We start from the raw sequence: 20,819 nt of genomic DNA on the forward strand, positions 1-20,819 counted from the left end.
ATCAGTAAGAATGTTAAAAGGAAAAGGAGCAAAAACCAAATGAAACGTATTGCTGTTTTGACCAGTGGTGGAGACGCCCCTGGTATGAATGCTGCCATCCGTGCAGTAGTTCGCCAAGCAATCTCAGAAGGAATGGAAGTATTTGGTATCTATGATGGATATGCAGGTATGGTTGCCGGCGAAATTTATCCACTTGATGCTGCTTCAGTAGGAGACATCATTTCCCGTGGTGGTACTTTCCTTCACTCTGCTCGTTACCCTGAGTTTGCACAACTTGAAGGTCAACTTAAAGGGATTGAACAGTTGAAAAAACACGGTATCGAAGGTGTCGTTGTTATCGGTGGTGACGGTTCTTATCACGGAGCTATGCGCTTGACTGAGCATGGATTCCCTGCTATCGGGCTTCCAGGTACAATCGATAACGATATCGTAGGTACTGACTTCACAATCGGATTTGATACTGCAGTTACGACCGCAATGGATGCAATCGATAAGATTCGTGATACATCATCAAGTCACCGTCGTACTTTCGTTGTTGAAGTAATGGGACGTAATGCTGGTGATATCGCACTTTGGGCAGGTATTGCAACTGGTGCTGATGAAATCATTATCCCTGAAGAAGGCTTTAAGATGGAAGATATCGTAGCTAGTATCAAAGCTGGTTATGAATGTGGTAAAAAACACAACATCATCGTTTTGGCCGAGGGGGTTATGTCAGCCGATGAATTCGGTAAGAAACTCAAGGAAGCAGGAGATACTAGTGACCTTCGTGTGACTGAGCTTGGACATATCCAACGTGGTGGTTCACCAACCGCTCGTGACCGTGTATTAGCGTCACGTATGGGAGCACACGCTGTTAAACTTCTCAAACAAGGAATCGGTGGTGTCGCTGTTGGTATCCGTAACGAAAAAATGGTTGAGAATCCAATTCTTGGAACAGCAGAAGAAGGAGCCTTGTTCAGCCTAACAGCTGACGGCAAAATCGTTGTTAACAACCCTCACAAAGCTGACCTTGGACTTGCTAGCTTGAACAAGAGCTTGTCATAATCAACTTTAACTAATCTGGTAAAATGACCATAAAAGGTCAAATTATATAAAGGAGTCACAAATCATGAATAAACGTGTAAAAATCGTTGCAACTTTGGGTCCTGCGGTTGAAATCCGTGGTGGAAAGAAATTCGGTGATGACGGATACTGGGGTGAAAAACTTGACGTTGAAGCTTCAGCAAAAAACATTGCTAAATTGATTGAAGCGGGAGCCAACACTTTCCGTTTCAACTTCTCACACGGTGACCACCAAGAACAAGGTGAACGTATGGCAACTGTTAAACTTGCAGAAAAACTTGCAGGTAAAAAAGTTGGTTTCCTTCTTGATACTAAAGGACCAGAAATCCGTACTGAGTTGTTCGAAGGTGAAGCTAAAGAGTACTCATACAAAACTGGTGAAAAAATCCGTGTTGCAACTAAACAAGGAATCAAATCAACTCGTGAAGTGATTGCTTTGAACGTTGCTGGTGCTCTTGACATCTATGATGACGTTGAAGTTGGTCGTCAAGTATTGGTTGACGATGGTAAACTTGGTCTTCGCGTTGTAGAAAAAGACGATGCAACTCGTGAATTTGTAGTTGAAGTTGAAAATGATGGTGTTATCGCTAAACAAAAAGGTGTAAACATCCCTAACACTAAAATTCCTTTCCCAGCTCTTGCTGAACGTGATAACGATGATATCCGCTTTGGTCTTGAACAAGGTATTAACTTCATCGCGATTTCATTCGTCCGTACTGCAAAAGACGTTAACGAAGTTCGTGCAATCTGTGAAGAAACTGGTAACGGTCACGTTCAATTGTTCGCTAAAATCGAAAACCAACAAGGTATCGATAACTTGGATGAAATCATTGAAGCTGCTGACGGTATCATGATCGCTCGTGGTGACATGGGTATTGAAGTACCATTCGAAATGGTTCCAGTTTACCAAAAAATGATTATCACTAAAGTGAACGCAGCAGGTAAAGTTGTTATCACAGCAACAAACATGCTTGAAACAATGACTGAAAAACCACGTGCAACTCGTTCAGAAGTATCAGACGTATTTAATGCTGTTATTGACGGAACTGACGCAACAATGCTTTCAGGTGAGTCTGCAAATGGTAAATACCCACTTGAGTCAGTTACAACAATGGCTACAATTGACAAGAACGCTCAAACTCTTCTTAACGAATACGGACGTTTGAACTCAGATTCATTTGAACGTAACTCTAAGACAGAAGTTATGGCTTCAGCAGTTAAAGATGCAACAAACTCAATGGACATCAAATTGGTTGTAACTCTTACTAAGACTGGTCACACTGCACGTTTGATCTCTAAATACCGTCCAAATGCTGATATCTTGGCATTGACATTTGACGAATTGACAGAACGTGGATTGATGTTGAACTGGGGTGTTATCCCAATGTTGACAGATGCTCCATCATCAACTGACGATATGTTCGAAATTGCTGAACGTAAAGCAGTTGAAGCAGGTCTTGTACAATCTGGTGACGATATCGTTATCGTTGCAGGTGTGCCAGTTGGAGAAGCTGTTCGTACAAACACAATGCGCATCCGTACAGTACGCTAATCTAACATTACAAAGCCTATCATATCAAGCTTTATCGCTTGTGTGATAGGTCTTTTTTTATCGAAATGGAATGTTTAATCAATAGGAATGGGAAAAAAATGAAAATTATGGTATAATAGAACGAAAAGACCTTTTTAGTAAATTTTGAAAGAGTAAAACATGAGAAAAATTGTCATCAATGGTGGACGTCCATTGCAAGGTGAGATCACCATTAGTGGTGCTAAAAATAGTGTTGTAGCACTTATTCCAGCTATTATCTTATCAGATGATATTGTCACTTTAGATTGTGTTCCAGATATTTCAGACGTTGCTAGTCTTGTCGAAATCATGGAGATTATGGGGGCAACTGTTAAGCGTTATGACGATGTCTTGGAAATCGATCCAAGAGGCGTTCAAAATATTCCTATGCCTTATGGTAAGATTAATAGCTTGCGTGCTTCTTATTATTTCTACGGAAGTCTCTTAGGTCGCTTTGGTGAAGCTACAGTTGGACTTCCTGGTGGATGTGATCTGGGGCCTCGTCCGATTGACCTTCACTTAAAAGCCTTTGAAGCCATGGGTGCTAAGGTCAGCTATGAGGGAGATAATATGAATTTATCTGCCCAAGGTAAGGGACTTCACGGAGCAAGTATTTACATGGATACCGTCAGCGTTGGTGCAACGATTAACACTATGATTGCTGCGGTCAAAGCTAAGGGGCGTACTGTCATTGAAAATGCGGCTCGTGAACCGGAAATTATCGATGTTGCTACCCTTTTGAACAATATGGGCGCCCACATTCGTGGTGCAGGAACTGATATTATCATTATTGATGGTGTTGAGAAACTTCATGGGACGCGTCACCAAGTCATTCCAGATCGTATCGAAGCTGGAACCTATATTTCACTTGCTGCAGCGGTAGGAAAAGGAATTCGCATTAACAACGTTCTCTATGAGCACTTAGAAGGTTTTATCGCCAAACTAGAGGAAATGGGTGTTCATATGACGGTCTCAGAAGACAGTATCTTCGTTGAAGAACAGTCTGATTTGAAGGCCATCAATATCAAAACAGCTCCTTATCCTGGATTTGCAACCGATTTGCAACAGCCTATAACTCCGCTATTGCTGACTGCTCAAGGTCGTGGAACCATTATTGATACGATCTATGAAAAACGTGTTAACCATGTTTTTGAATTAGCAAAAATGGATGCGGATATTACGACCACAAATGATCACATTATTTACAACGGTGGTCGTAGATTGCACGGGGCAAGTGTAAAAGCTACAGACTTGCGAGCTGGTGCAGCACTTGTCATCGCTGGCTTGATGGCTGAAGGTAAAACTGAAATTACAAATATCGAGTTTATCCTGCGAGGCTATTCAGATATTATTGAGAAATTGCGTAGTCTTGGAGCGGATATTACACTCGTTGAAGACTAAACCGTTGAGGTGATTATGAATATTTGGACCAAATTAGCAATGTTTTCTTTTTTTGAAACGGAGCGCTTGTATTTGCGTCCTTTCTTTTTTAGTGACAGTCAAGCATTTTACGAGATTGCTTCCAATCCTGAAAATTTGCAGTTTATTTTTCCCAGTCAATCAAGTTTAGAAGAAAGTCAATACGCGCTTGCCAACTATTTTATGAAGGCTCCTCTAGGTGTTTGGGCTATTTGTCTCCAAGGAAATCAGGAAATGATTGGCTCCATTAAATTTGAAAAGATTGATGAAATCAAAAAAGAAGCAGAAATTGGTTATTTCTTAAAAAAGGATTCTTGGTCACAAGGTTATATGACAGAAGTAGTTACCAAGCTTTGTCAGCTTTCCTTTGAAGAATTTGGTTTAAAACAATTATCCATCATCACTCATCTGGAGAATCAAGCTAGTCAAAAAGTAGCCTTAAAATCAGGCTTTAGTCTCTTCCGACAGTTTAAGGGGAGCGACCGCTATACACGAAAAATGAGGGACTATCTTGAATTTCGATTTCTAAAAGGAGAATTCAATGAGTAAACACCAGGAAATCTTGTCCTATTTGGAATCGTTGCCAATTGGGAAAAGAGTTAGTGTTCGCAGTATCTCTAATCATCTAGGTGTTAGTGACGGAACCGCCTACCGAGCTATCAAAGAAGCTGAAAATCGTGGCATCGTTGAAACTCGACCACGTAGTGGAACCATACGAGTTAAGCCAAAGAAAGTGGCTATTGAACGGCTAACCTATGCTGAAATCGCTGAAGTCACCTCCTCTGAGGTTTTAGCCGGTCAGGAAGGGCTAGAGAGAGAGTTTAGCAAATTCTCAATTGGGGCTATGACAGAGCAGAATATCCTCTCTTATCTCCATGATGGAGGTCTTTTGATCGTAGGTGACCGTACTCGTATTCAACTTTTAGCGCTGGAAAACGAAAATGCAGTCCTTGTAACTGGTGGTTTTCATGTTCAAGATGATGTATTGACTCTAGCTAATAAAAAAGGTATTCCAGTTCTAAGAAGTAAACATGATACTTTTACTGTAGCGACCATGATTAACAAAGCTCTCTCAAATGTTCAAATCAAGACCGACATTTTGACAGTCGAAAAGCTCTATCGTCCGAGTCATGAGTATGGCTTTTTGAGAGAAACGGATACAGTCAAGGACTATCTAGACCTGGTACGTAAGAATAGAAGTAGCCGTTTCCCAGTCATTAACCAACACCAAGTGGTTGTCGGTGTTGTTACCATGCGTGACGCGGGAGATAAGTCACCTAGCACGACGATTGATAAGGTGATGACGCGAAGTATCTTCGTAACAGGTTTAGCGACCAATATTGCCAATGTCAGTCAACGAATGATCGCAGAAGACTTTGAGATGGTTCCAGTCGTTCGAAGTAACCAGACTCTACTTGGAGTCGTAACACGACGAGATGTCATGGAAAAAATGAGCCGTTCTCAGGTATCAGCCTTGCCAACTTTTTCAGAGCAAATTGGGCAAAAACTCTCTTATCATCATGATGAAGTCGTTATAACTGTTGAGCCCTTCATGTTGGAGAAAAATGGGGTCCTTGCTAATGGAGTCTTGGCTGAAATCCTCAACCATATGACACAAGACCTCGTTGTGAATAGCGGACGCAATCTCATCATTGAACAGATGTTGATTTATTTCTTGCAGGCTGTACAGATAGATGATACTTTGCGGATTCAGGCTCGTATTATTCACCACACGAGACGCTCAGCTATTATTGATTATGATATTTATCATGGTCATCAGATTGTTTCAAAAGCAAATGTTACGGTTAAAATTAATTAGAATCTAGGAGAAAAAATGATAACTTTAAAATCAGCACGTGAAATCGAAGCCATGGACAAGGCTGGTGATTTCCTAGCAAGTATCCATATCGGCTTACGTGATTTGATTAAGCCAGGCGTAGATATGTGGGAAGTTGAAGAGTACGTTCGTCGACGTTGTAAAGAGGAAAATTTCCTTCCTCTACAGATTGGCGTGGATGGCGCAGTTATGGATTATCCCTATGCTACTTGTTGCTCTCTCAATGACGAAGTTGCTCATGCTTTTCCACGTCATTACATCTTGAAAGATGGCGATTTGCTCAAGGTTGACATGGTACTTGGTGGTCCGATTGCCAAATCCGACCTCAATGTATCTAAACTCAACTTTAACAATGTCGAGCAAATGAAAAAATACACCCAAAGTTATACTGGCGGTTTAGCAGACTCATGCTGGGCTTATGCGGTTGGTACACCGTCTGAAAAAGTGAAGAACTTGATGGACGTGACCAAAGAAGCTATGTACAAAGGGATTGAGCAAGCAGTCGTTGGAAACCGTATTGGCGATATCGGTGCTGCCATTCAAGAATACGCTGAAAGTCGCGGTTACGGTGTTGTTCGTGATTTGGTTGGTCATGGTGTTGGTCCCACTATGCATGAAGAGCCAATGGTTCCTAACTACGGTATTGCAGGCCGTGGACTCCGTCTCCGTGAAGGAATGGTACTAACTATTGAACCCATGATCAATACTGGTGACTGGGAAATTGATACAGATATGAAGACTGGCTGGGCTCATAAGACTATAGATGGTGGCCTATCTTGCCAATATGAACACCAGTTCGTGATTACCAAAGACGGTCCAGTTATCTTGACTAGTCAAGGTGAAGAAGGAACTTATTAGAACGATAAAAGGGAGCTTAGCTCCTTTTTTTGTACCTAGTCGAGATAAAAAAGATAAGCGTAGCAGACTTCTTACAATTTTTTTCTTTTATAGTAAAATAAGATTAGAATTTTGAGAAAGTAGGTAATTCGTTGGAGTCGATTATATTTCTAGTATCCGTTTTTTTAGCAGGTATTCTGTCCTTCTTTTCACCCTGCATCTTTCCTTTGCTACCTGTCTATGCTGGCATTTTACTGGATGATCAGGGAAATTCGAAAAGTTTCCGCTTTTTTGGAAGAGACGTTGCCTGGTCAGGCTTAATTCGGACCTTGTGTTTTATTGCAGGAATCTCCCTCATTTTCTTTATTCTAGGATTTGGAGCTGGATTCCTAGGGCACATGCTCTATGCAGACTGGTTTCGTTATGCTATGGGGACAGTCATTATTCTTTTAGGGCTTCACCAGATGGAAATCTTGCATTTCAATAAACTGGAAGTTCAAAAGACAGTCACCTTCAAACAATCAAAGTCAAATCACTATCTATCAGCCTTTTTACTTGGGATAACCTTTAGTTTTGGCTGGACTCCTTGTATCGGACCAGTTTTAAGTTCGGTCTTAGCTCTAGCGGCTTCAGGAGGGAATGGTGCTTGGCAAGGAGCCATACTAACCTTAGTGTACACATTGGGGATGGCACTTCCTTTCCTTGTTTTGGCCTTAGCTTCGGGCTGGATTATGCCCTATTTTAGTAAATTAAAACCCCATATGATTCTACTAAAGAAAATCGGGGGAGCTTTGATTATTTTGATGGGATTATTATTAATGCTAGGGCAGTTAAATGCCTTGTCAGGAATTCTTGGATAAAAGGAGAAAAAGATGAAAAAAGTTATTTTTACAGGATTGAGTATTATGTCTCTATTTCTATTGATTGCCTGTGGTGAAAAAGAAACCAAACAGACAAGCAGTCCAAAACAACCTGCTGTACAACAAATCGCAGTGGGTAAGGATGCGCCAGACTTTACCTTGCAGTCTATGAATGGCAAAGAAGTGAAGTTATCAGACTATAAAGGGAAAAAGGTCTATTTGAAATTCTGGGCATCTTGGTGTGGACCATGTAAAAAAAGCATGCCTGAGCTGATGGAATTAGCTGCCAAACAAGATCGAGACTTTGAAATCTTGAGTGTCATTGCACCAGGTCTACAAGGTGAAAAAACAGTTCAAGACTTTCCAAAATGGTTTCAAGAACAAGGCTACAAGGATATACCAGTTTTGTATGATACCCAAGCAACTGCCTTTCAAGCCTACCAAATTCGTAGTATTCCAACGGAATACTTGATTGACAGTCAAGGTAAAATCGGGAAAATTCAGTTCGGTGCTATTAGCAATGCAGATGCGGAAGCAGCATTTAAAGAAATGAAATAAAATAAAGAAAAAATCGCGATTGTTCGCGATTTTTTTATAGTTTTTCATTGATAAAGCGGATAAATTGATTCCACCAAACCTTCAAAAAGAAGGCTTTTTCTACTTTCTTTTCAGCGACCATTTCAAAAGAAGGTTTTTCAGAAGTGAGATAACCTTGACCGACCAAATCCTGATCGTCATAGGTTAGAGTACCGACAACCTTGCCTTCTTCCAGTGGGGCTATTTCTGATTTTGGTGTGAATTGAAGAGCTGATGTTGTTTCACTTCCAACTCGTTGGACGATTGCAATATCTGACTTAGCAATTGCAGCTACCTTATCTTCTTTCCCATCAAGGACTGTCACTTTGCTATCTTTATAGGTTTCGCCTTTCTGAACGACAGTTTTTAAAGCAAAGTTCGCAGAAACATAATCTAAAAGTGAAGAAGTTGCAGTAAAACGTGCATAAGGGTTGCTATCTTGCTGGTCTGCATTTAAAACAACCGTAATGATACGCATCCCTTTCTCAACAGTTGTTCCAACGAAAGAAGCACCAGCTTTGTCGGTAGTACCTGTTTTCAAACCGTCGACACCACCACGATAGGCTGGCATTCCTTCCAACATATAGTTGGTTGAGTGGATTTCAAGTCCAGCAAAAGTAGAAGTTGGCTTTTTGGTGATTTCCAAAACTTGAGGATAATCTCGGATGAGATTACGAGCGACGATTGCAACGTCGTAGGCACTCAACTTGTTTTCATCATCTTTTTTAGAACCGGGATAGATATTATCACCAAGGGTCTCATTATTTAAACCAGTTGTATTTACAATGGTTGCATCTTGAATTCCCCATTCAAGAAGTTTAGCCCTCATTTTGTCTACAAAGTCTTTCTCAGAACCAGCAATTTTTTCTGCTAGCGCAATCGCAGCACTGTTTGCACTGGATACCATTGTAGCCTCTAATAATTGTTCAACAGTATAATTTCGAGCTTCCATAGGGACGTTACTCGCCTCAGAATTAGTTGTAAGTTTGTAAGGATAGTCCGAAATATCGACAGGTGTAGATAGGCTGATAGTTCCTTGTTCCAAGGCCTCATAGACCAAATAGACTGTAACAAGTTTGGTAATAGAAGCAATTTCTACAGGCTGATTTGCATCTTTCTCGTAGAGGATTTTTCCAGTTGTAGCCTCGACAGCAATGGCATGTTTAGCAGCAACATCAAACTCCTGAGCAGAAACAGTAGAAACTGTTCCAAAAACAAAAAGTGTTATAAAAGATAGAATTATTTTTTTCATATTAGCTTTATTTTATCATAAAGAAAAAAAATATTCTCGCTTTTATACTAAAGCCATCTTATCTTTTGAAGAAATATGATAAAATAAATAGAGGAGGATGCCTATGTTCCGTAGAAACAAATTATTTTTTTGGACAGCTGAAATTTTATTATTAACACTGATTTTCTATCTTTGGAGAGAGATGGGAGCGATTATTACTCCTTTCGTGACGGTTGTGAATACCATCATGATTCCATTTTTGCTTGGTGGATTTTTTTACTACATTACCAATCCAATCGTTACCTTTTTGGAAAAGAGATGTAAGATCAATCGTCTAATTGGTGTCTTGGTCACTCTCTGTGCTTTAATTGGTGCCATCGTTGTAGGGGTTGTCTATCTCTTGCCAATTTTGATTAATCAGCTGACCAGCTTGATTATTTCTAGTCAAAATATCTATAGTAGACTACAAGATTTGATTATTGATTTGTCGATGAATCCGGTCTTCCAAAATATTGATATTCAACAAACCATTCAACAACTTAACCTCTCCTATGTGGATATCCTCCAGAATATCCTGAATAGCGTCAGCAACAGTTTAGGAAGCGTTCTTTCAGCCTTGTTTAGTACTGTTCTGATTCTCATTATGACCCCTGTATTCTTGATTTATTTCTTGTTGGATGGTCATAAGTTGCTACCAATGTTGGAACGTACCGTCTTAAAACATGACAAATTGAATCTTTCTAGCCTTTTAACCAATCTCAATACAACTATAGCACGTTATATCAGTGGAATTGCGATTGATGCGGTTATTATTGGATGTTTAGCCTATATTGGCTATAGCGTTATCGGATTAAAGTACGCACTAGTTTTTGCTATTTTCTCTGGAATCGCAAATTTGATTCCTTATGTTGGCCCAAGTATTGGCTTGATTCCAATGGTGATTGCCAATGTGTTCACGGATCCTCATCGTATGTTGATTGCGGTTGCTTATATGCTTATTATTCAGCAGATCGATGGGAACGTTCTTTATCCACGTATCGTTGGAGGGGTTATGAAAGTACACCCGATTACGATTTTGGTGCTTCTCTTATTATCAAGTAATATCTACGGCGTCATAGGGATGATTGTAGCAGTGCCAACCTACTCTATTCTTAAAGAAATCACTAAGTTCTTGGCGAAATTATATGAAAATCATAAGGAAGCTAAAGAGCTGGAAAAATCAGAATCCATTTAGAATCAGGGAAACCTGATTTTTTTGTGAGCATAATACCGCTAGAATGAAATAAGCTTGAATTGTATAAAGAAGCAGAAGAACAGCACTTTGTAAGATTCAGATTAATTCACAAAATATGTGTAAAACACTTGCAATTTAGCAGAAATTTGATAAAATAGTAAGGAAAGTTAGACTGTATTGCCTACTGTCTATCTATAAAATATATTTTATTGGAGGCTTTTACTCAAATGGCAAAAGAAAAATACGATCGTAGTAAACCACACGTTAACATTGGTACTATCGGACACGTTGACCACGGTAAAACTACTTTGACTGCAGCTATCACAACTGTTTTGGCACGTCGCTTGCCTTCAGCAGTTAACCAACCTAAAGACTATGCGTCTATCGATGCTGCTCCAGAAGAACGCGAACGCGGTATCACTATCAACACTGCGCACGTTGAGTATGAAACTGCAAAACGTCACTATGCTCACATCGACGCTCCAGGACACGCGGACTACGTTAAAAACATGATCACTGGTGCCGCTCAAATGGACGGAGCTATCCTTGTAGTAGCTTCAACTGACGGACCAATGCCACAAACTCGTGAACACATCCTTCTTTCACGTCAAGTTGGTGTTAAACACCTTATCGTCTTCATGAACAAAGTTGACTTGGTAGACGACGAAGAATTGCTTGAATTGGTTGAAATGGAAATCCGTGACCTCTTGTCAGAATACGACTTCCCAGGTGACGATCTTCCAGTTATCCAAGGTTCAGCTCTTAAAGCACTTGAAGGTGATACTAAATACGAAGATATCATCATGGAATTGATGGATACTGTTGATGAGTACATCCCAGAACCAGAACGTGATACAGATAAACCATTGCTTCTTCCAGTCGAAGACGTATTCTCAATCACTGGACGTGGTACTGTTGCTTCAGGACGTATCGACCGTGGTACTGTTCGTGTCAACGACGAAATCGAAATCGTTGGTATCAAAGACGAAACTCAAAAAGCAGTTGTTACTGGTGTTGAAATGTTCCGTAAACAACTTGATGAAGGTCTTGCCGGAGATAACGTAGGTGTCCTTCTTCGTGGTATTCAACGTGACGAAATCGAACGTGGACAAGTTATCGCTAAACCAGGTTCAATCAACCCACACACTAAATTCAAAGGTGAAGTCTACATCCTTACTAAAGAAGAAGGTGGACGTCACACTCCATTCTTCAACAACTACCGCCCACAATTCTACTTCCGTACTACTGACGTTACAGGTTCAATCGAACTTCCAGCAGGTACTGAAATGGTAATGCCTGGTGATAACGTGACTATCGACGTTGAGTTGATCCACCCAATCGCCGTAGAACAAGGTACTACATTCTCTATCCGTGAGGGTGGACGTACTGTTGGTTCAGGTATGGTTACAGAAATCGAAGCTTAATTCGATTAAGTTCCCAGAAGAACAATTATTTAAGTCAGACATTAAAAGAATCTTGCTTTGCAAGGTTCTTTTTTTAGTTCTATTTTTGTAAGAAGGCCTTCTAGTATAGCGATATGATAGATTTTTTGGTATAATAAAGGTTATGGAAATCGAAAAAACCAATCGCATGAATGCACTTTTTGAATTTTATGCTGCGCTTTTGACAGATAAGCAGATGAATTATATTGAACTCTACTATGCAGATGATTACAGTCTTGCGGAGATTGCTGAAGAGTTCGGTGTCAGTCGTCAAGCTGTTTATGATAATATCAAGCGGACGGAAAAGATTCTAGAAGATTATGAGATGAAATTGCACATGTATTCGGACTATATTGTCCGCAGTCAGATTTTTGACCAGATCTTGGAGCGCTATCCCAAGGATGATTTTCTGCAGGAGCAGATAGAAGTTTTAACAAGCATTGATAATAGAGAATAAGTATGGGGAGTATAGTCATCTACAAAGGTATACCCTGTAAACTATTAGCTGCTGAGGCTCCTTTTCCCACAAGACTACAAATCCTCTCGCCTGATTCTATCTCTCGAGCTCTTCAAGAGGGATTTAGCTGTTGGGGATATCCAAATGAGATAATGAAAGAAGTCACTCCAGAAGAACTTGTTTGTTTACAAGATTTTGGACGTTTTCCACCGAATTAATGAAACATAGGAGAAAAAAATGGCATTTGAAAGTTTAACAGAACGTTTACAGAACGTTTTTAAAAATCTACGTAAAAAAGGAAAAATCTCTGAGGCTGATGTCCAGGAAGCAACCAAAGAGATACGCTTGGCCTTGCTGGAAGCCGACGTTGCTTTGCCTGTTGTGAAGGACTTTATCAAGAAAGTTCGTGAGCGTGCAGTAGGGCACGACGTCATTGATACCCTTAATCCTGCCCAACAGATTATCAAAATCGTTGATGAGGAATTGACAGCTGTTTTAGGTTCCGATACGGCAGAAATTATCAAGTCACCAAAAATTCCAACCATTATCATGATGGTCGGTTTGCAAGGGGCTGGTAAAACGACCTTTGCTGGTAAGCTGGCTAATAAACTTAAGAAGGAAGAAAATGCTCGTCCTTTGATGATTGCGGCAGATATTTATCGTCCAGCAGCCATCGATCAGTTGAAAACACTTGGACAGCAGATTGATGTTCCAGTCTTTGCACTTGGAACAGAAGTGTCAGCTGTTGAGATTGTTCGTCAAGGTTTGGAGCAAGCACAAGCCAATCATAACGACTATGTCTTGATCGATACGGCAGGTCGTTTACAGATTGATGAGCTCCTAATGAATGAGCTTCATGACGTAAAAGCATTGGCCCAACCAAACGAAATTCTACTTGTAGTGGACGCCATGATTGGTCAGGAGGCGGCTAATGTTGCCCGTGAGTTTAATGCTCAGTTAGAAGTGACTGGTGTTATCCTTACCAAGATTGATGGGGATACTCGTGGTGGTGCGGCTTTGTCTGTTCGCCACATCACTGGTAAACCTATCAAGTTCACTGGTACGGGTGAAAAGATTACAGATATCGAGACCTTCCACCCAGACCGTATGTCAAGCCGTATCCTTGGCATGGGGGATATGCTGACCTTGATTGAGAAAGCTTCTCAGGAATACGATGAGCAGAAAGCCCTTGAAATGGCTGAAAAGATGCGTGAAAACACCTTTGATTTTAATGATTTCATTGATCAATTGGATCAGGTGCAAAACATGGGACCAATGGAAGACTTGCTCAAGATGATTCCAGGTATGGCTAACAACCCTGCCCTTCAAAATATGAAGGTGGATGAGCGCCAGATTGCGCGCAAACGTGCTATTGTATCTTCCATGACACCCGAAGAGCGCGAAAATCCTGATTTGTTAAATCCTAGTCGTCGCCGTCGTATCGCTGCGGGTTCTGGAAATACCTTTGTCGAAGTCAATAAATTTATCAAGGACTTTAACCAGGCCAAACAGCTCATGCAGGGTGTCATGTCTGGAGATATGAACAAGATGATGAAGCAGATGGGAATCAATCCAAATAACCTCCCTAAAAATATGCCAAATATGGGAGGGATGGATATGTCAGCCCTTGAAGGCATGATGGGACAAGGTGGAATGCCCGATATGTCAGCTCTTGGAGGAGCAGGCATGCCAGATATGACCCAGATGTTTGGTGGCGGACTTAAAGGTAAAATTGGCGAATTCGCCATGAAACAGTCTATGAAACGCATGGCCAACAAAATGAAAAAAGCGAAGAAGAAACGCAAATAAAAAAAGGAAAGCAGAAATGCTTTCCCTGCATATAAAAAAGAACTCTGTATCTGATTCAGAGTTCTTTTTAAGTGCGATTGGCCTATTCCCACTCAACGGTTGCTGGTGGTTTACTTGTAATATCGTAGACGATGCGGTTAACGTGGTCAACTTCGTTTACGATACGTACTGAGATTTTTTGAAGGACTTCCCATGGAATTTTGGCAAAATCAGCAGTCATCCCATCGATAGAAGTGATAGCGCGAATGGCAATGGTGTAGTCATATGTACGACCGTCACCCATAACACCGACTGAACGAACGCCTGTGTTGACAGTGAAATATTGCCAGATATCACGGTCAAGTCCAGCTTTAGCGATTTCTTCACGAAGGATAGCATCAGACTCACGAACAGTTTCTAGTTTTTCTTCAGTGATTTCACCCATGACACGGATAGCGAGACCTGGTCCTGGGAATGGTTGGCGCCATACGATGTGGTCTGGCATACCAAGCTCTGTACCGAGAGCACGGACTTCGTCTTTATAAAGAGTGTTCAATGGTTCAATCAATTCAAACTGCATATCTTCTGGAAGACCACCAACGTTGTGGTGTGACTTGATGGTTTGGGCTGTATCTGTACCAGACTCAATCACGTCAGTGTAAAGCGTTCCCTGAGCAAGGAATTTTACATCTTTTAGCTTGCTTGCTTCATCATCAAAGACATAAACAAATTCGTTACCGATGATCTTCCGTTTTTGTTCAGGGTCAGAAATGCCAGCAAGTTTGTCAAGGAAGCGTTTTGCAGCGTCTGCTTTGACGATATTCAAACCAAACTTACCACCAAGCATGTCCATAACTTGGTCTGCTTCCCCTTTACGAAGAAGACCGTGGTCTACAAAGATACAGATCAATTGATCGCCGATTGCTTTCTGGAGAAGAACGCCAACGACAGAAGAGTCAACACCACCAGATAGACCGAGAAGGACACGTTTATCACCGACTGTTTCACGAATTTTTTGAATCTGCATGTCGATGAAGTTATCCATTGACCAGTCGCCTTTAGCCTTACAGATGTTAAGGGCAAAGTTGCGAAGGATATCATTTCCGTATACAGAATGGCGCACTTCTGGGTGGAATTGGATACCATAGATGTGTTTTTCTGGGTTTTCAATAGCTGCATAAGGACAGTCAGCAGAAGTACCAGTACGAACAAAATCAGCTGGAATCTCTGTAACAGCATCGCCATGGCTCATCAAAACAATCTGTTCTTCAGGAGTCCCTTCAAAGAGGGCAGAAGTGGTATGAGTAAGTGGTGATTGGCCATACTCGCGGTTACCAGCATCACCTGCAGGAACAACTTTTCCTCCAAGTTTATGAGTTAAAAGTTGCATACCATAGCAGATTCCTAAAATTGGAATGCCAAGTTCAAAAATTTCTGGGTCAATATCAAATGAACCATCTTCGTATACAGAGTTTGGTCCACCAGAGAGGATGATCCCTACAGGATTAATCGCACGAACCTCTGCAGCTGAGATTTTGTGACTCTTTAGCTCTGAAAAAACACCAATTTCACGAATACGGCGTGAAATCAGCTGGTTGTATTGGCTACCATAGTCCAGCACGATGATTTTTTCGACATCTTGTAAATCAGTTGAAATGTTGCTCATCTTTTTCCTTTCTCAAAAGAAATATCTTTTTCAATATTCTATCACAAATAGGGACGAATTACCAACTGAACAAGGCAAAGTTTGACTTTTTCTTAGCAAATACGGTACAATGGAGAAAATAAAGAAAAGAAGTGAGAATCATGTTACCAGCTTATATGAAAATCCACGATCAGATCAAGAAGGATATAGATGAGCACCATTGGAAAATCGGAGAGAGGCTTCCAAGTGAGCGAGATTTAGCTGAACAGTTTCAAGTTAGCCGGATGACATTACGCCAAGCTATCTCTCTCTTGGTCGAGGAAGGAGTTTTGGAGCGTCGTGTAGGAAGTGGAACCTTTGTCTCTAGCACTCGTGTCCAAGAAAAAATGCGAGGAACAACCAGTTTTACGGAGATTGTCAAATCTCAGGGGAAAGTACCTTCCAGCCAACTCATTTCTTACAGAAGAACCATTCCAAATGAGCAAGAGGTTGCAAAGCTGGGGATTACTCCAACAGAGAATATTATCCGCATGGAACGGGTGCGTTATGCTGACCAAGTTCCACTAGTCTATGAAGTCGCATCCATTCCTGAGAAATTTATTAAGGATTTCAAAAAAGAAGAAATCACCAGTCACTTCTTTCAAACCTTGCAGCAGTATGGCTACCGGATTGGCAAATCCCAACAGACTATTTATGCGAGATTGGCTAAGGAAAAAATTGCTGACTATCTAGAAGTCGAAAAGGGGCATGCGATTTTAGCCTTGACTCAGGTTTCTTATCTTGAAGATGGGACAGCTTTTGAATATGTAAAGAGTCAATACGTGGGTGAACGCTTTGAATTTTATCTTGAAAATAACTAGTTTAGAAAGGCTAGTTTTTTTGTTTTCTTAAAAGATTAGAATTGTCAAAACAATCTGTCTAGACTTGATTTTATCCTTTATTTACTATAAAATGAGAAGGAAAAACGTCAAACTTTTATATTGCAAATAGGAGAAAACATGACAAAAACATTAAAACGTCCTGAGGTTTTATCGCCTGCAGGGACTTTAGAGAAGCTAAAAGTGGCTGTTCGGTATGGAGCTGATGCTGTTTTTATAGGTGGACAAGCTTATGGTCTTCGTAGCCGTGCAGGAAACTTCACCTTTGAACAGATGGAAGAAGGCGTGCAGTTCGCTGCCAAGTATGGTGCCAAGGTCTATGTAGCTGCCAACATGGTTATGCACGAAGGAAATGAAGCTGGGGCTGGTGAGTGGTTCCGTAAGTTGCGTGACATTGGGATTGCGGCAGTTATCGTGTCAGATCCGGCCTTGATTATGATTGCAGCAACAGAAGCACCAGGTCTTGAAATCCACCTCTCTACCCAAGCCAGTGCGACGAACTATGAAACGCTTGAATTTTGGAAAGAACTGGGCTTGACTCGTGTCGTTTTGGCGCGTGAGGTCTCAATGGAAGAATTGGCAGAGATTCGCAAACGCACAGACGTAGAGATTGAAGCCTTTGTACATGGAGCCATGTGTATTTCCTACTCAGGTCGCTGTACGCTTTCAAACCACATGAGTATGCGTGATGCCAACCGTGGTGGTTGTTCGCAGTCTTGCCGTTGGAAATACGACCTTTACGACATGCCTTTTGGTCAAGAACGCAAGAGTCTTAAAGGTGAAATTCCTGAAGAATTTTCGATGTCAGCCGTTGACATGTCCATGATTGATCATATTCCAGATATGATTGAAAATGGTGTGGATAGTCTCAAGATTGAAGGACGCATGAAATCTATTCACTATGTTTCAACTGTAACCAATTGTTACAAGGCGGCTGTGGATGCTTATCTTGAAAGTCCTGAGAAATTTGAAGCTATCAAACAGGACTTGGTGGATGAAATGTGGAAAGTTGCCCAACGTGAATTGGCAACAGGTTTCTACTATGGCACACCTACAGAAAATGAACAGTTGTTTGGTGCACGTCGTAAAATCCCTGAATACAAGTTTGTTGCTGAAGTTGTTTCTTATGACGAAGCAACCCAGACAGCAACCATTCGTCAACGGAATGTTATCAATGAAGGCGATCAAGTTGAGTTTTACGGACCAGGTTTCCGTCATTTTGAAACCTATATTGAAAATCTTCACGATTCTAAGGGCAATAAAATCGACCGAGCTCCAAATCCAATGGAACTCTTGACAATCAAGGTTCCACAACCTGTTCAGGCAGGTGACATGGTCCGCGCTCTCAAGGAAGGTCTTATCAATCTCTATAAGGAAGATGGAACCAGCGTCACAGTTCGTGCCTAGATAAGGAAAAGGGAATGATTCAAGTGCAAGGATTGTTGGTAGATAATGAAAGCAGATGTGTTCACTATCATGGTGAAAAGGATATTATTTCCCTCCAGTGCTATGAGTGTAAAAAATACTATGCTTGCTATCAGTGCCACAATGCTATAGAAACGCATTTGTTTTCACCCTACCCCTTGACGCTTACCGAGGATCGACCGATTTTATGTGGGGTTTGTAAGAGGACAATAACATTTCAAGAATATCAAAAGCGGATAACCTGCCCTTATTGCAAATCTCCATTCAATTCAGGGTGTAAACAACACTATTCTTACTATTTCAAATAAAATGAATCTATCCAAGTTCTAAACTTGGATTTTTCAATTTATTTCGGATTATTTCGGAAAATATAGAAAAAGTGGAAACACATTTCATCATAAAATGAGAAACTTATCTATCCAGTGGTATAAAAATAGCAAAAATAGAAATAAATCATCTGAAACGCTTCCAACGTAAGTAAAAAGTTGACAAAAACAAATTTTAGGACTAAACTAAGTAAGTAAATTTTAAATAAAAGGAGAATTCATCATGAATTTAACATTTTTCGGTCTATGTCTTGCCTGTATGGGTGTATCCCTTGCAGAAGGATTTTTGATGAACGGTTTGTTCAAGTCTGCAGCACGCCAACCAGATATCATCCCACAATTGCGTAGTTTGATGATCATGGGGATCGCCTTTATCGAAGGAACATTCTTTGTAACTCTCGTATTTTCATTTATCATCAAATAAAGAGAAGTATAAAATGGAAAAGGGAGGATTCTAGATGGAAGAAAGTATCAATCCAACCATCAATATTGGTCCTGTTACCTTTGATTTAACCTTGACAGCATTGACTTTGTTGTCTGTGGCACTGATTTTTGGCTTTATCTATTGGGCAAGTCGTAATATGACTGTGAAACCCAAAGGAAAGCAAAATGTACTAGAGTATCTCTATGACTTTGTAGTCGGATTTACAGAACCCAACGTAGGTTCTCGGTACATGAAAGATTACTCACTCTTTTACCTGTGTTTATTTCTTTTTATGGTTATCGCAAACAATCTTGGTTTGATGGCGAAACTTCAAACTACAGATGGGACAAACCTTTGGACATCGCCAACTGCAAATCTCCAGTTTGACTTGGCTTTGTCATTTGGAATTATCCTGATGACCCATATAGAAGGAATTCGTCGTCGTGGTATTAAAAAATATCTAAAAGGTTTTGTAACCCCAGGTTTTATGACACCGATGAATCTCCTTGAAGAAGTCACGAATTTCCTATCACTTGCTTTGCGGGTGTTCGGGAATATCTTTGCCGGAGAAGTGATGGCAAGCTTGCTTATTACTCTTTCTCATCAGGCTCTTTATTGGTATCCAGTCGCATTTGTTACCAATCTTGTCTGGACGGCATTCTCTGTGTTTATTTCCTGTGTTCAGGCCTATGTATTCACAGTCTTGTCTTCAATGTATCTAGGAAATAAAATTAATGATGAAGAGTAGAAAGGAGTAAATGATGCACGTAACAGTAGGTGAATTGATTGGTAACTTTATTTTAATCGCTGGCTCTTTTATCCTTTTGGTCGTCTTAGTCAAAAAATACGCGTGGTCAAACTTGACGAGTATCTTTGAAGAACGAGCTGAAAAGATTGCTGCTGATATTGATGGCGCTGAACAAGCTCGTCAAAAAGCAGAGACTCTTGCCCAAAAGCGAGAAGATGAATTAGCAGGTAGTCGTAGTGAAGCTAAAACTATCATTGAAAATGCTAAAGAGACAGCTGAAAAGAGTAAATCAGATATTTTGGCTGAAGCTAAGCTAGAAGCTGGTCGCTTGAAAGAAAAAGCTAACCAAGAAATTGCGCAAAACAAAGCTGAGGCTTTACAAAGTGTTAAGGGCGAGGTGGCAGATTTGACAGTTAGTCTAGCTGGGAAAATCATCTCACAAAACCTTGACAGTCATGCCCATAAGGAACTCATTGATCAGTATATCGATCAGCTAGGAGAAGCCTAATGGACAAGAAAACAGCAAAGGTCATTGAAAAGTACAGCATGCCTTTTGTCCAATTAGTGATTGAAAAAGGAGAAGAGGACCGGATTTTTTCAGACTTGGATCAAATCAAGCAAGTCGCAGAAGAAACGGGCTTACCTTCTTTTTTAGCTCAGGTGGCAGTCGATGAGTCAGATAAGGAAAAAACAGTTCGTTTCTTTCAAGACTCTGTGTCACCTTTAATGCAAAACTTTATTCAAGTTCTGGTTTACAACCACAGAGCAAATCTTTTTTATGAAGTAATTGCAGATTGTTTGAATCGCCTTGAAAAAGAGACCAATCGTTTTGTAGTCACGATTTCTTCAGCCCATCCTTTAACAGATGAACAGAAGGAACGTCTGCTCCCATTGATAGAGAAAAAAATGTCTCTGAAAGTGCGGAGCGTCAAAGAACAAATTGATGAAGGACTCATTGGTGGTTTTGTCATTTTTGCTAATCACAAGACAATTGATGTGAGTATTAAACAACAACTTCGAGTTGTTAAAGAAAATTTGAAATAGAAAGTGGTGTTCT

The 20,819-nt window shown here is 40.6% G+C and carries 22 protein-coding genes; 20 read left to right on the forward strand and 2 right to left on the reverse strand.

Annotated features, from left to right (window positions below; translation table 11 throughout):
- Positions 1-39 precede the first annotated feature (39 nt).
- The 8 genes from pfkA to sdbB all read left to right on the forward strand — a co-directional run bounded on the left by pfkA (position 40) and on the right by sdbB (position 8,146).
- Positions 40-1,047 carry a 6-phosphofructokinase gene (gene pfkA, locus ACIY14_RS07085; RefSeq protein ID WP_000820880.1) on the forward strand — a complete coding sequence of 336 codons (1,008 nt, stop codon included), beginning with the start codon at positions 40-42 and terminating at the stop codon, positions 1,045-1,047.
- A gap of 64 nt (positions 1,048-1,111) precedes the next feature.
- Positions 1,112-2,617: a pyruvate kinase gene (gene pyk, locus ACIY14_RS07090; protein ID WP_001042796.1), complete on the forward strand. Its 1,506-nt coding sequence runs from the start codon at positions 1,112-1,114 to the stop codon at positions 2,615-2,617.
- Positions 2,618-2,776: 159 nt separating this feature from the next.
- Complete coding sequence (locus ACIY14_RS07095) at positions 2,777-4,036, forward strand: UDP-N-acetylglucosamine 1-carboxyvinyltransferase (protein WP_009730073.1); 1,260 nt, start codon at positions 2,777-2,779, stop codon at positions 4,034-4,036.
- 15 nt (positions 4,037-4,051) lie between these two features.
- Positions 4,052-4,603, forward strand: coding sequence for a GNAT family N-acetyltransferase (locus ACIY14_RS07100; RefSeq protein WP_409002083.1), 552 nt, complete (start codon positions 4,052-4,054; stop codon positions 4,601-4,603).
- Complete coding sequence (spxR, locus tag ACIY14_RS07105) at positions 4,596-5,873, forward strand: CBS-HotDog domain-containing transcription factor SpxR (RefSeq protein ID WP_409002084.1); 1,278 nt, start codon at positions 4,596-4,598, stop codon at positions 5,871-5,873. Before ACIY14_RS07100 ends, spxR begins: the two co-directional genes overlap by 8 nt.
- 15 nt (positions 5,874-5,888) lie before the next feature.
- Positions 5,889-6,749, forward strand: a complete 861-nt coding sequence (locus ACIY14_RS07110) for a methionyl aminopeptidase (protein WP_033629862.1) — start codon at positions 5,889-5,891, stop codon at positions 6,747-6,749.
- A 131-nt stretch (positions 6,750-6,880) separates the two neighbouring features.
- Positions 6,881-7,588, forward strand: a complete 708-nt coding sequence (ccdA2, locus tag ACIY14_RS07115; protein ID WP_409002085.1) for a thiol-disulfide oxidoreductase-associated membrane protein CcdA2 — start codon at positions 6,881-6,883, stop codon at positions 7,586-7,588.
- 12 nt (positions 7,589-7,600) lie between these two features.
- Complete coding sequence (gene sdbB / locus ACIY14_RS07120; protein WP_409002086.1) at positions 7,601-8,146, forward strand: thiol-disulfide oxidoreductase-associated lipoprotein SdbB; 546 nt, start codon at positions 7,601-7,603, stop codon at positions 8,144-8,146.
- A 34-nt stretch (positions 8,147-8,180) separates the two neighbouring features.
- Here sdbB and pbp3 read toward each other — a convergent pair whose 3' ends face one another.
- Positions 8,181-9,416, reverse strand: a complete 1,236-nt coding sequence (gene pbp3, locus ACIY14_RS07125) for a D-alanyl-D-alanine carboxypeptidase PBP3 (protein ID WP_033584128.1) — start codon at positions 9,414-9,416, stop codon at positions 8,181-8,183.
- A 103-nt stretch (positions 9,417-9,519) separates the two neighbouring features.
- On the opposite strand from pbp3, the gene ACIY14_RS07130 reads away from it, so the two are divergent.
- From ACIY14_RS07130 to ffh, 5 genes are all read left to right on the forward strand, one after another.
- The gene (locus ACIY14_RS07130) at positions 9,520-10,629 is read left to right on the forward strand and encodes an AI-2E family transporter (protein ID WP_000489822.1); all 1,110 of its coding nucleotides are present in this window, start codon (positions 9,520-9,522) and stop codon (positions 10,627-10,629) included.
- 227 nt (positions 10,630-10,856) lie between these two features.
- Positions 10,857-12,053 (forward strand): elongation factor Tu, encoded by a 1,197-nt coding sequence (gene tuf, locus ACIY14_RS07135; protein WP_001040717.1) that lies wholly within the window; start codon positions 10,857-10,859, stop codon positions 12,051-12,053.
- 142 nt (positions 12,054-12,195) lie between these two features.
- Complete coding sequence (locus ACIY14_RS07140) at positions 12,196-12,528, forward strand: putative DNA-binding protein (protein WP_000402068.1); 333 nt, start codon at positions 12,196-12,198, stop codon at positions 12,526-12,528.
- A gap of 2 nt (positions 12,529-12,530) precedes the next feature.
- Complete coding sequence (locus ACIY14_RS07145) at positions 12,531-12,746, forward strand: hypothetical protein (protein ID WP_045617008.1); 216 nt, start codon at positions 12,531-12,533, stop codon at positions 12,744-12,746.
- 19 nt (positions 12,747-12,765) lie between these two features.
- Positions 12,766-14,337: a signal recognition particle protein gene (gene ffh / locus ACIY14_RS07150; protein ID WP_409002087.1), complete on the forward strand. Its 1,572-nt coding sequence runs from the start codon at positions 12,766-12,768 to the stop codon at positions 14,335-14,337.
- An 82-nt stretch (positions 14,338-14,419) separates the two neighbouring features.
- Here ffh and guaA read toward each other — a convergent pair whose 3' ends face one another.
- Positions 14,420-15,982, reverse strand: coding sequence for a glutamine-hydrolyzing GMP synthase (guaA, locus tag ACIY14_RS07155; RefSeq protein WP_409002088.1), 1,563 nt, complete (start codon positions 15,980-15,982; stop codon positions 14,420-14,422).
- 140 nt (positions 15,983-16,122) lie between these two features.
- Here guaA and ACIY14_RS07160 point away from each other — a divergent pair, with 140 nt between their 5' ends.
- From ACIY14_RS07160 to ACIY14_RS07190, 7 genes are all read left to right on the forward strand, one after another.
- Complete coding sequence (locus tag ACIY14_RS07160) at positions 16,123-16,821, forward strand: GntR family transcriptional regulator (protein ID WP_000936179.1); 699 nt, start codon at positions 16,123-16,125, stop codon at positions 16,819-16,821.
- Positions 16,822-16,959: 138 nt separating this feature from the next.
- The gene (locus ACIY14_RS07165) at positions 16,960-18,246 is read left to right on the forward strand and encodes a peptidase U32 family protein (RefSeq protein ID WP_409002089.1); all 1,287 of its coding nucleotides are present in this window, start codon (positions 16,960-16,962) and stop codon (positions 18,244-18,246) included.
- A gap of 14 nt (positions 18,247-18,260) precedes the next feature.
- Positions 18,261-18,572: a CHY zinc finger protein gene (locus ACIY14_RS07170; RefSeq protein ID WP_409002090.1), complete on the forward strand. Its 312-nt coding sequence runs from the start codon at positions 18,261-18,263 to the stop codon at positions 18,570-18,572.
- A 241-nt stretch (positions 18,573-18,813) separates the two neighbouring features.
- Complete coding sequence (locus ACIY14_RS07175; RefSeq protein WP_001054552.1) at positions 18,814-19,014, forward strand: F0F1 ATP synthase subunit C; 201 nt, start codon at positions 18,814-18,816, stop codon at positions 19,012-19,014.
- Between the two features lie 34 nt (positions 19,015-19,048).
- On the forward strand, positions 19,049-19,762 hold the full coding sequence (atpB, locus tag ACIY14_RS07180; protein ID WP_000392854.1) for a F0F1 ATP synthase subunit A: 714 nt from the start codon (positions 19,049-19,051) through the stop codon (positions 19,760-19,762).
- 13 nt (positions 19,763-19,775) lie between these two features.
- Positions 19,776-20,270 carry a F0F1 ATP synthase subunit B gene (gene atpF / locus ACIY14_RS07185; protein WP_000558551.1) on the forward strand — a complete coding sequence of 165 codons (495 nt, stop codon included), beginning with the start codon at positions 19,776-19,778 and terminating at the stop codon, positions 20,268-20,270.
- Positions 20,270-20,806 carry a F0F1 ATP synthase subunit delta gene (locus ACIY14_RS07190; RefSeq protein ID WP_000358986.1) on the forward strand — a complete coding sequence of 179 codons (537 nt, stop codon included), beginning with the start codon at positions 20,270-20,272 and terminating at the stop codon, positions 20,804-20,806. The genes atpF and ACIY14_RS07190 overlap by 1 nt, the downstream gene beginning before the upstream one ends.
- The last annotated feature ends 13 nt before the right edge of the window (positions 20,807-20,819 follow it).

Origin of the sequence: Streptococcus sp. ST16, assembly GCF_046098135.1 — a bacterium.
In the GTDB taxonomy this organism is placed as follows: domain Bacteria; phylum Bacillota; class Bacilli; order Lactobacillales; family Streptococcaceae; genus Streptococcus.

What these genes read in the sequence shown, in the direction of transcription:
- pfkA (WP_000820880.1), top strand. Translation starts at nt 40, where the DNA reads ATGAAACGTATTGCTGTTTTGACCAGTGGTGGAGACGCCCCTGGTATG.
- pyk (WP_001042796.1), top strand. Translation starts at nt 1,112, where the DNA reads ATGAATAAACGTGTAAAAATCGTTGCAACTTTGGGTCCTGCGGTTGAA.
- ACIY14_RS07095 (WP_009730073.1), top strand. Translation starts at nt 2,777, where the DNA reads ATGAGAAAAATTGTCATCAATGGTGGACGTCCATTGCAAGGTGAGATC.
- ACIY14_RS07100 (WP_409002083.1), top strand. Translation starts at nt 4,052, where the DNA reads ATGAATATTTGGACCAAATTAGCAATGTTTTCTTTTTTTGAAACGGAG.
- spxR (WP_409002084.1), top strand. Translation starts at nt 4,596, where the DNA reads ATGAGTAAACACCAGGAAATCTTGTCCTATTTGGAATCGTTGCCAATT.
- ACIY14_RS07110 (WP_033629862.1), top strand. Translation starts at nt 5,889, where the DNA reads ATGATAACTTTAAAATCAGCACGTGAAATCGAAGCCATGGACAAGGCT.
- sdbB (WP_409002086.1), top strand. Translation starts at nt 7,601, where the DNA reads ATGAAAAAAGTTATTTTTACAGGATTGAGTATTATGTCTCTATTTCTA.
- pbp3 (WP_033584128.1), bottom strand. Translation starts at nt 9,416, where the DNA reads ATGAAAAAAATAATTCTATCTTTTATAACACTTTTTGTTTTTGGAACA.
- ACIY14_RS07130 (WP_000489822.1), top strand. Translation starts at nt 9,520, where the DNA reads ATGTTCCGTAGAAACAAATTATTTTTTTGGACAGCTGAAATTTTATTA.
- tuf (WP_001040717.1), top strand. Translation starts at nt 10,857, where the DNA reads ATGGCAAAAGAAAAATACGATCGTAGTAAACCACACGTTAACATTGGT.
- ACIY14_RS07140 (WP_000402068.1), top strand. Translation starts at nt 12,196, where the DNA reads ATGGAAATCGAAAAAACCAATCGCATGAATGCACTTTTTGAATTTTAT.
- ACIY14_RS07145 (WP_045617008.1), top strand. Translation starts at nt 12,531, where the DNA reads ATGGGGAGTATAGTCATCTACAAAGGTATACCCTGTAAACTATTAGCT.
- ffh (WP_409002087.1), top strand. Translation starts at nt 12,766, where the DNA reads ATGGCATTTGAAAGTTTAACAGAACGTTTACAGAACGTTTTTAAAAAT.
- guaA (WP_409002088.1), bottom strand. Translation starts at nt 15,982, where the DNA reads ATGAGCAACATTTCAACTGATTTACAAGATGTCGAAAAAATCATCGTG.
- ACIY14_RS07160 (WP_000936179.1), top strand. Translation starts at nt 16,123, where the DNA reads ATGTTACCAGCTTATATGAAAATCCACGATCAGATCAAGAAGGATATA.
- ACIY14_RS07165 (WP_409002089.1), top strand. Translation starts at nt 16,960, where the DNA reads ATGACAAAAACATTAAAACGTCCTGAGGTTTTATCGCCTGCAGGGACT.
- ACIY14_RS07170 (WP_409002090.1), top strand. Translation starts at nt 18,261, where the DNA reads ATGATTCAAGTGCAAGGATTGTTGGTAGATAATGAAAGCAGATGTGTT.
- ACIY14_RS07175 (WP_001054552.1), top strand. Translation starts at nt 18,814, where the DNA reads ATGAATTTAACATTTTTCGGTCTATGTCTTGCCTGTATGGGTGTATCC.
- atpB (WP_000392854.1), top strand. Translation starts at nt 19,049, where the DNA reads ATGGAAGAAAGTATCAATCCAACCATCAATATTGGTCCTGTTACCTTT.
- atpF (WP_000558551.1), top strand. Translation starts at nt 19,776, where the DNA reads ATGCACGTAACAGTAGGTGAATTGATTGGTAACTTTATTTTAATCGCT.
- ACIY14_RS07190 (WP_000358986.1), top strand. Translation starts at nt 20,270, where the DNA reads ATGGACAAGAAAACAGCAAAGGTCATTGAAAAGTACAGCATGCCTTTT.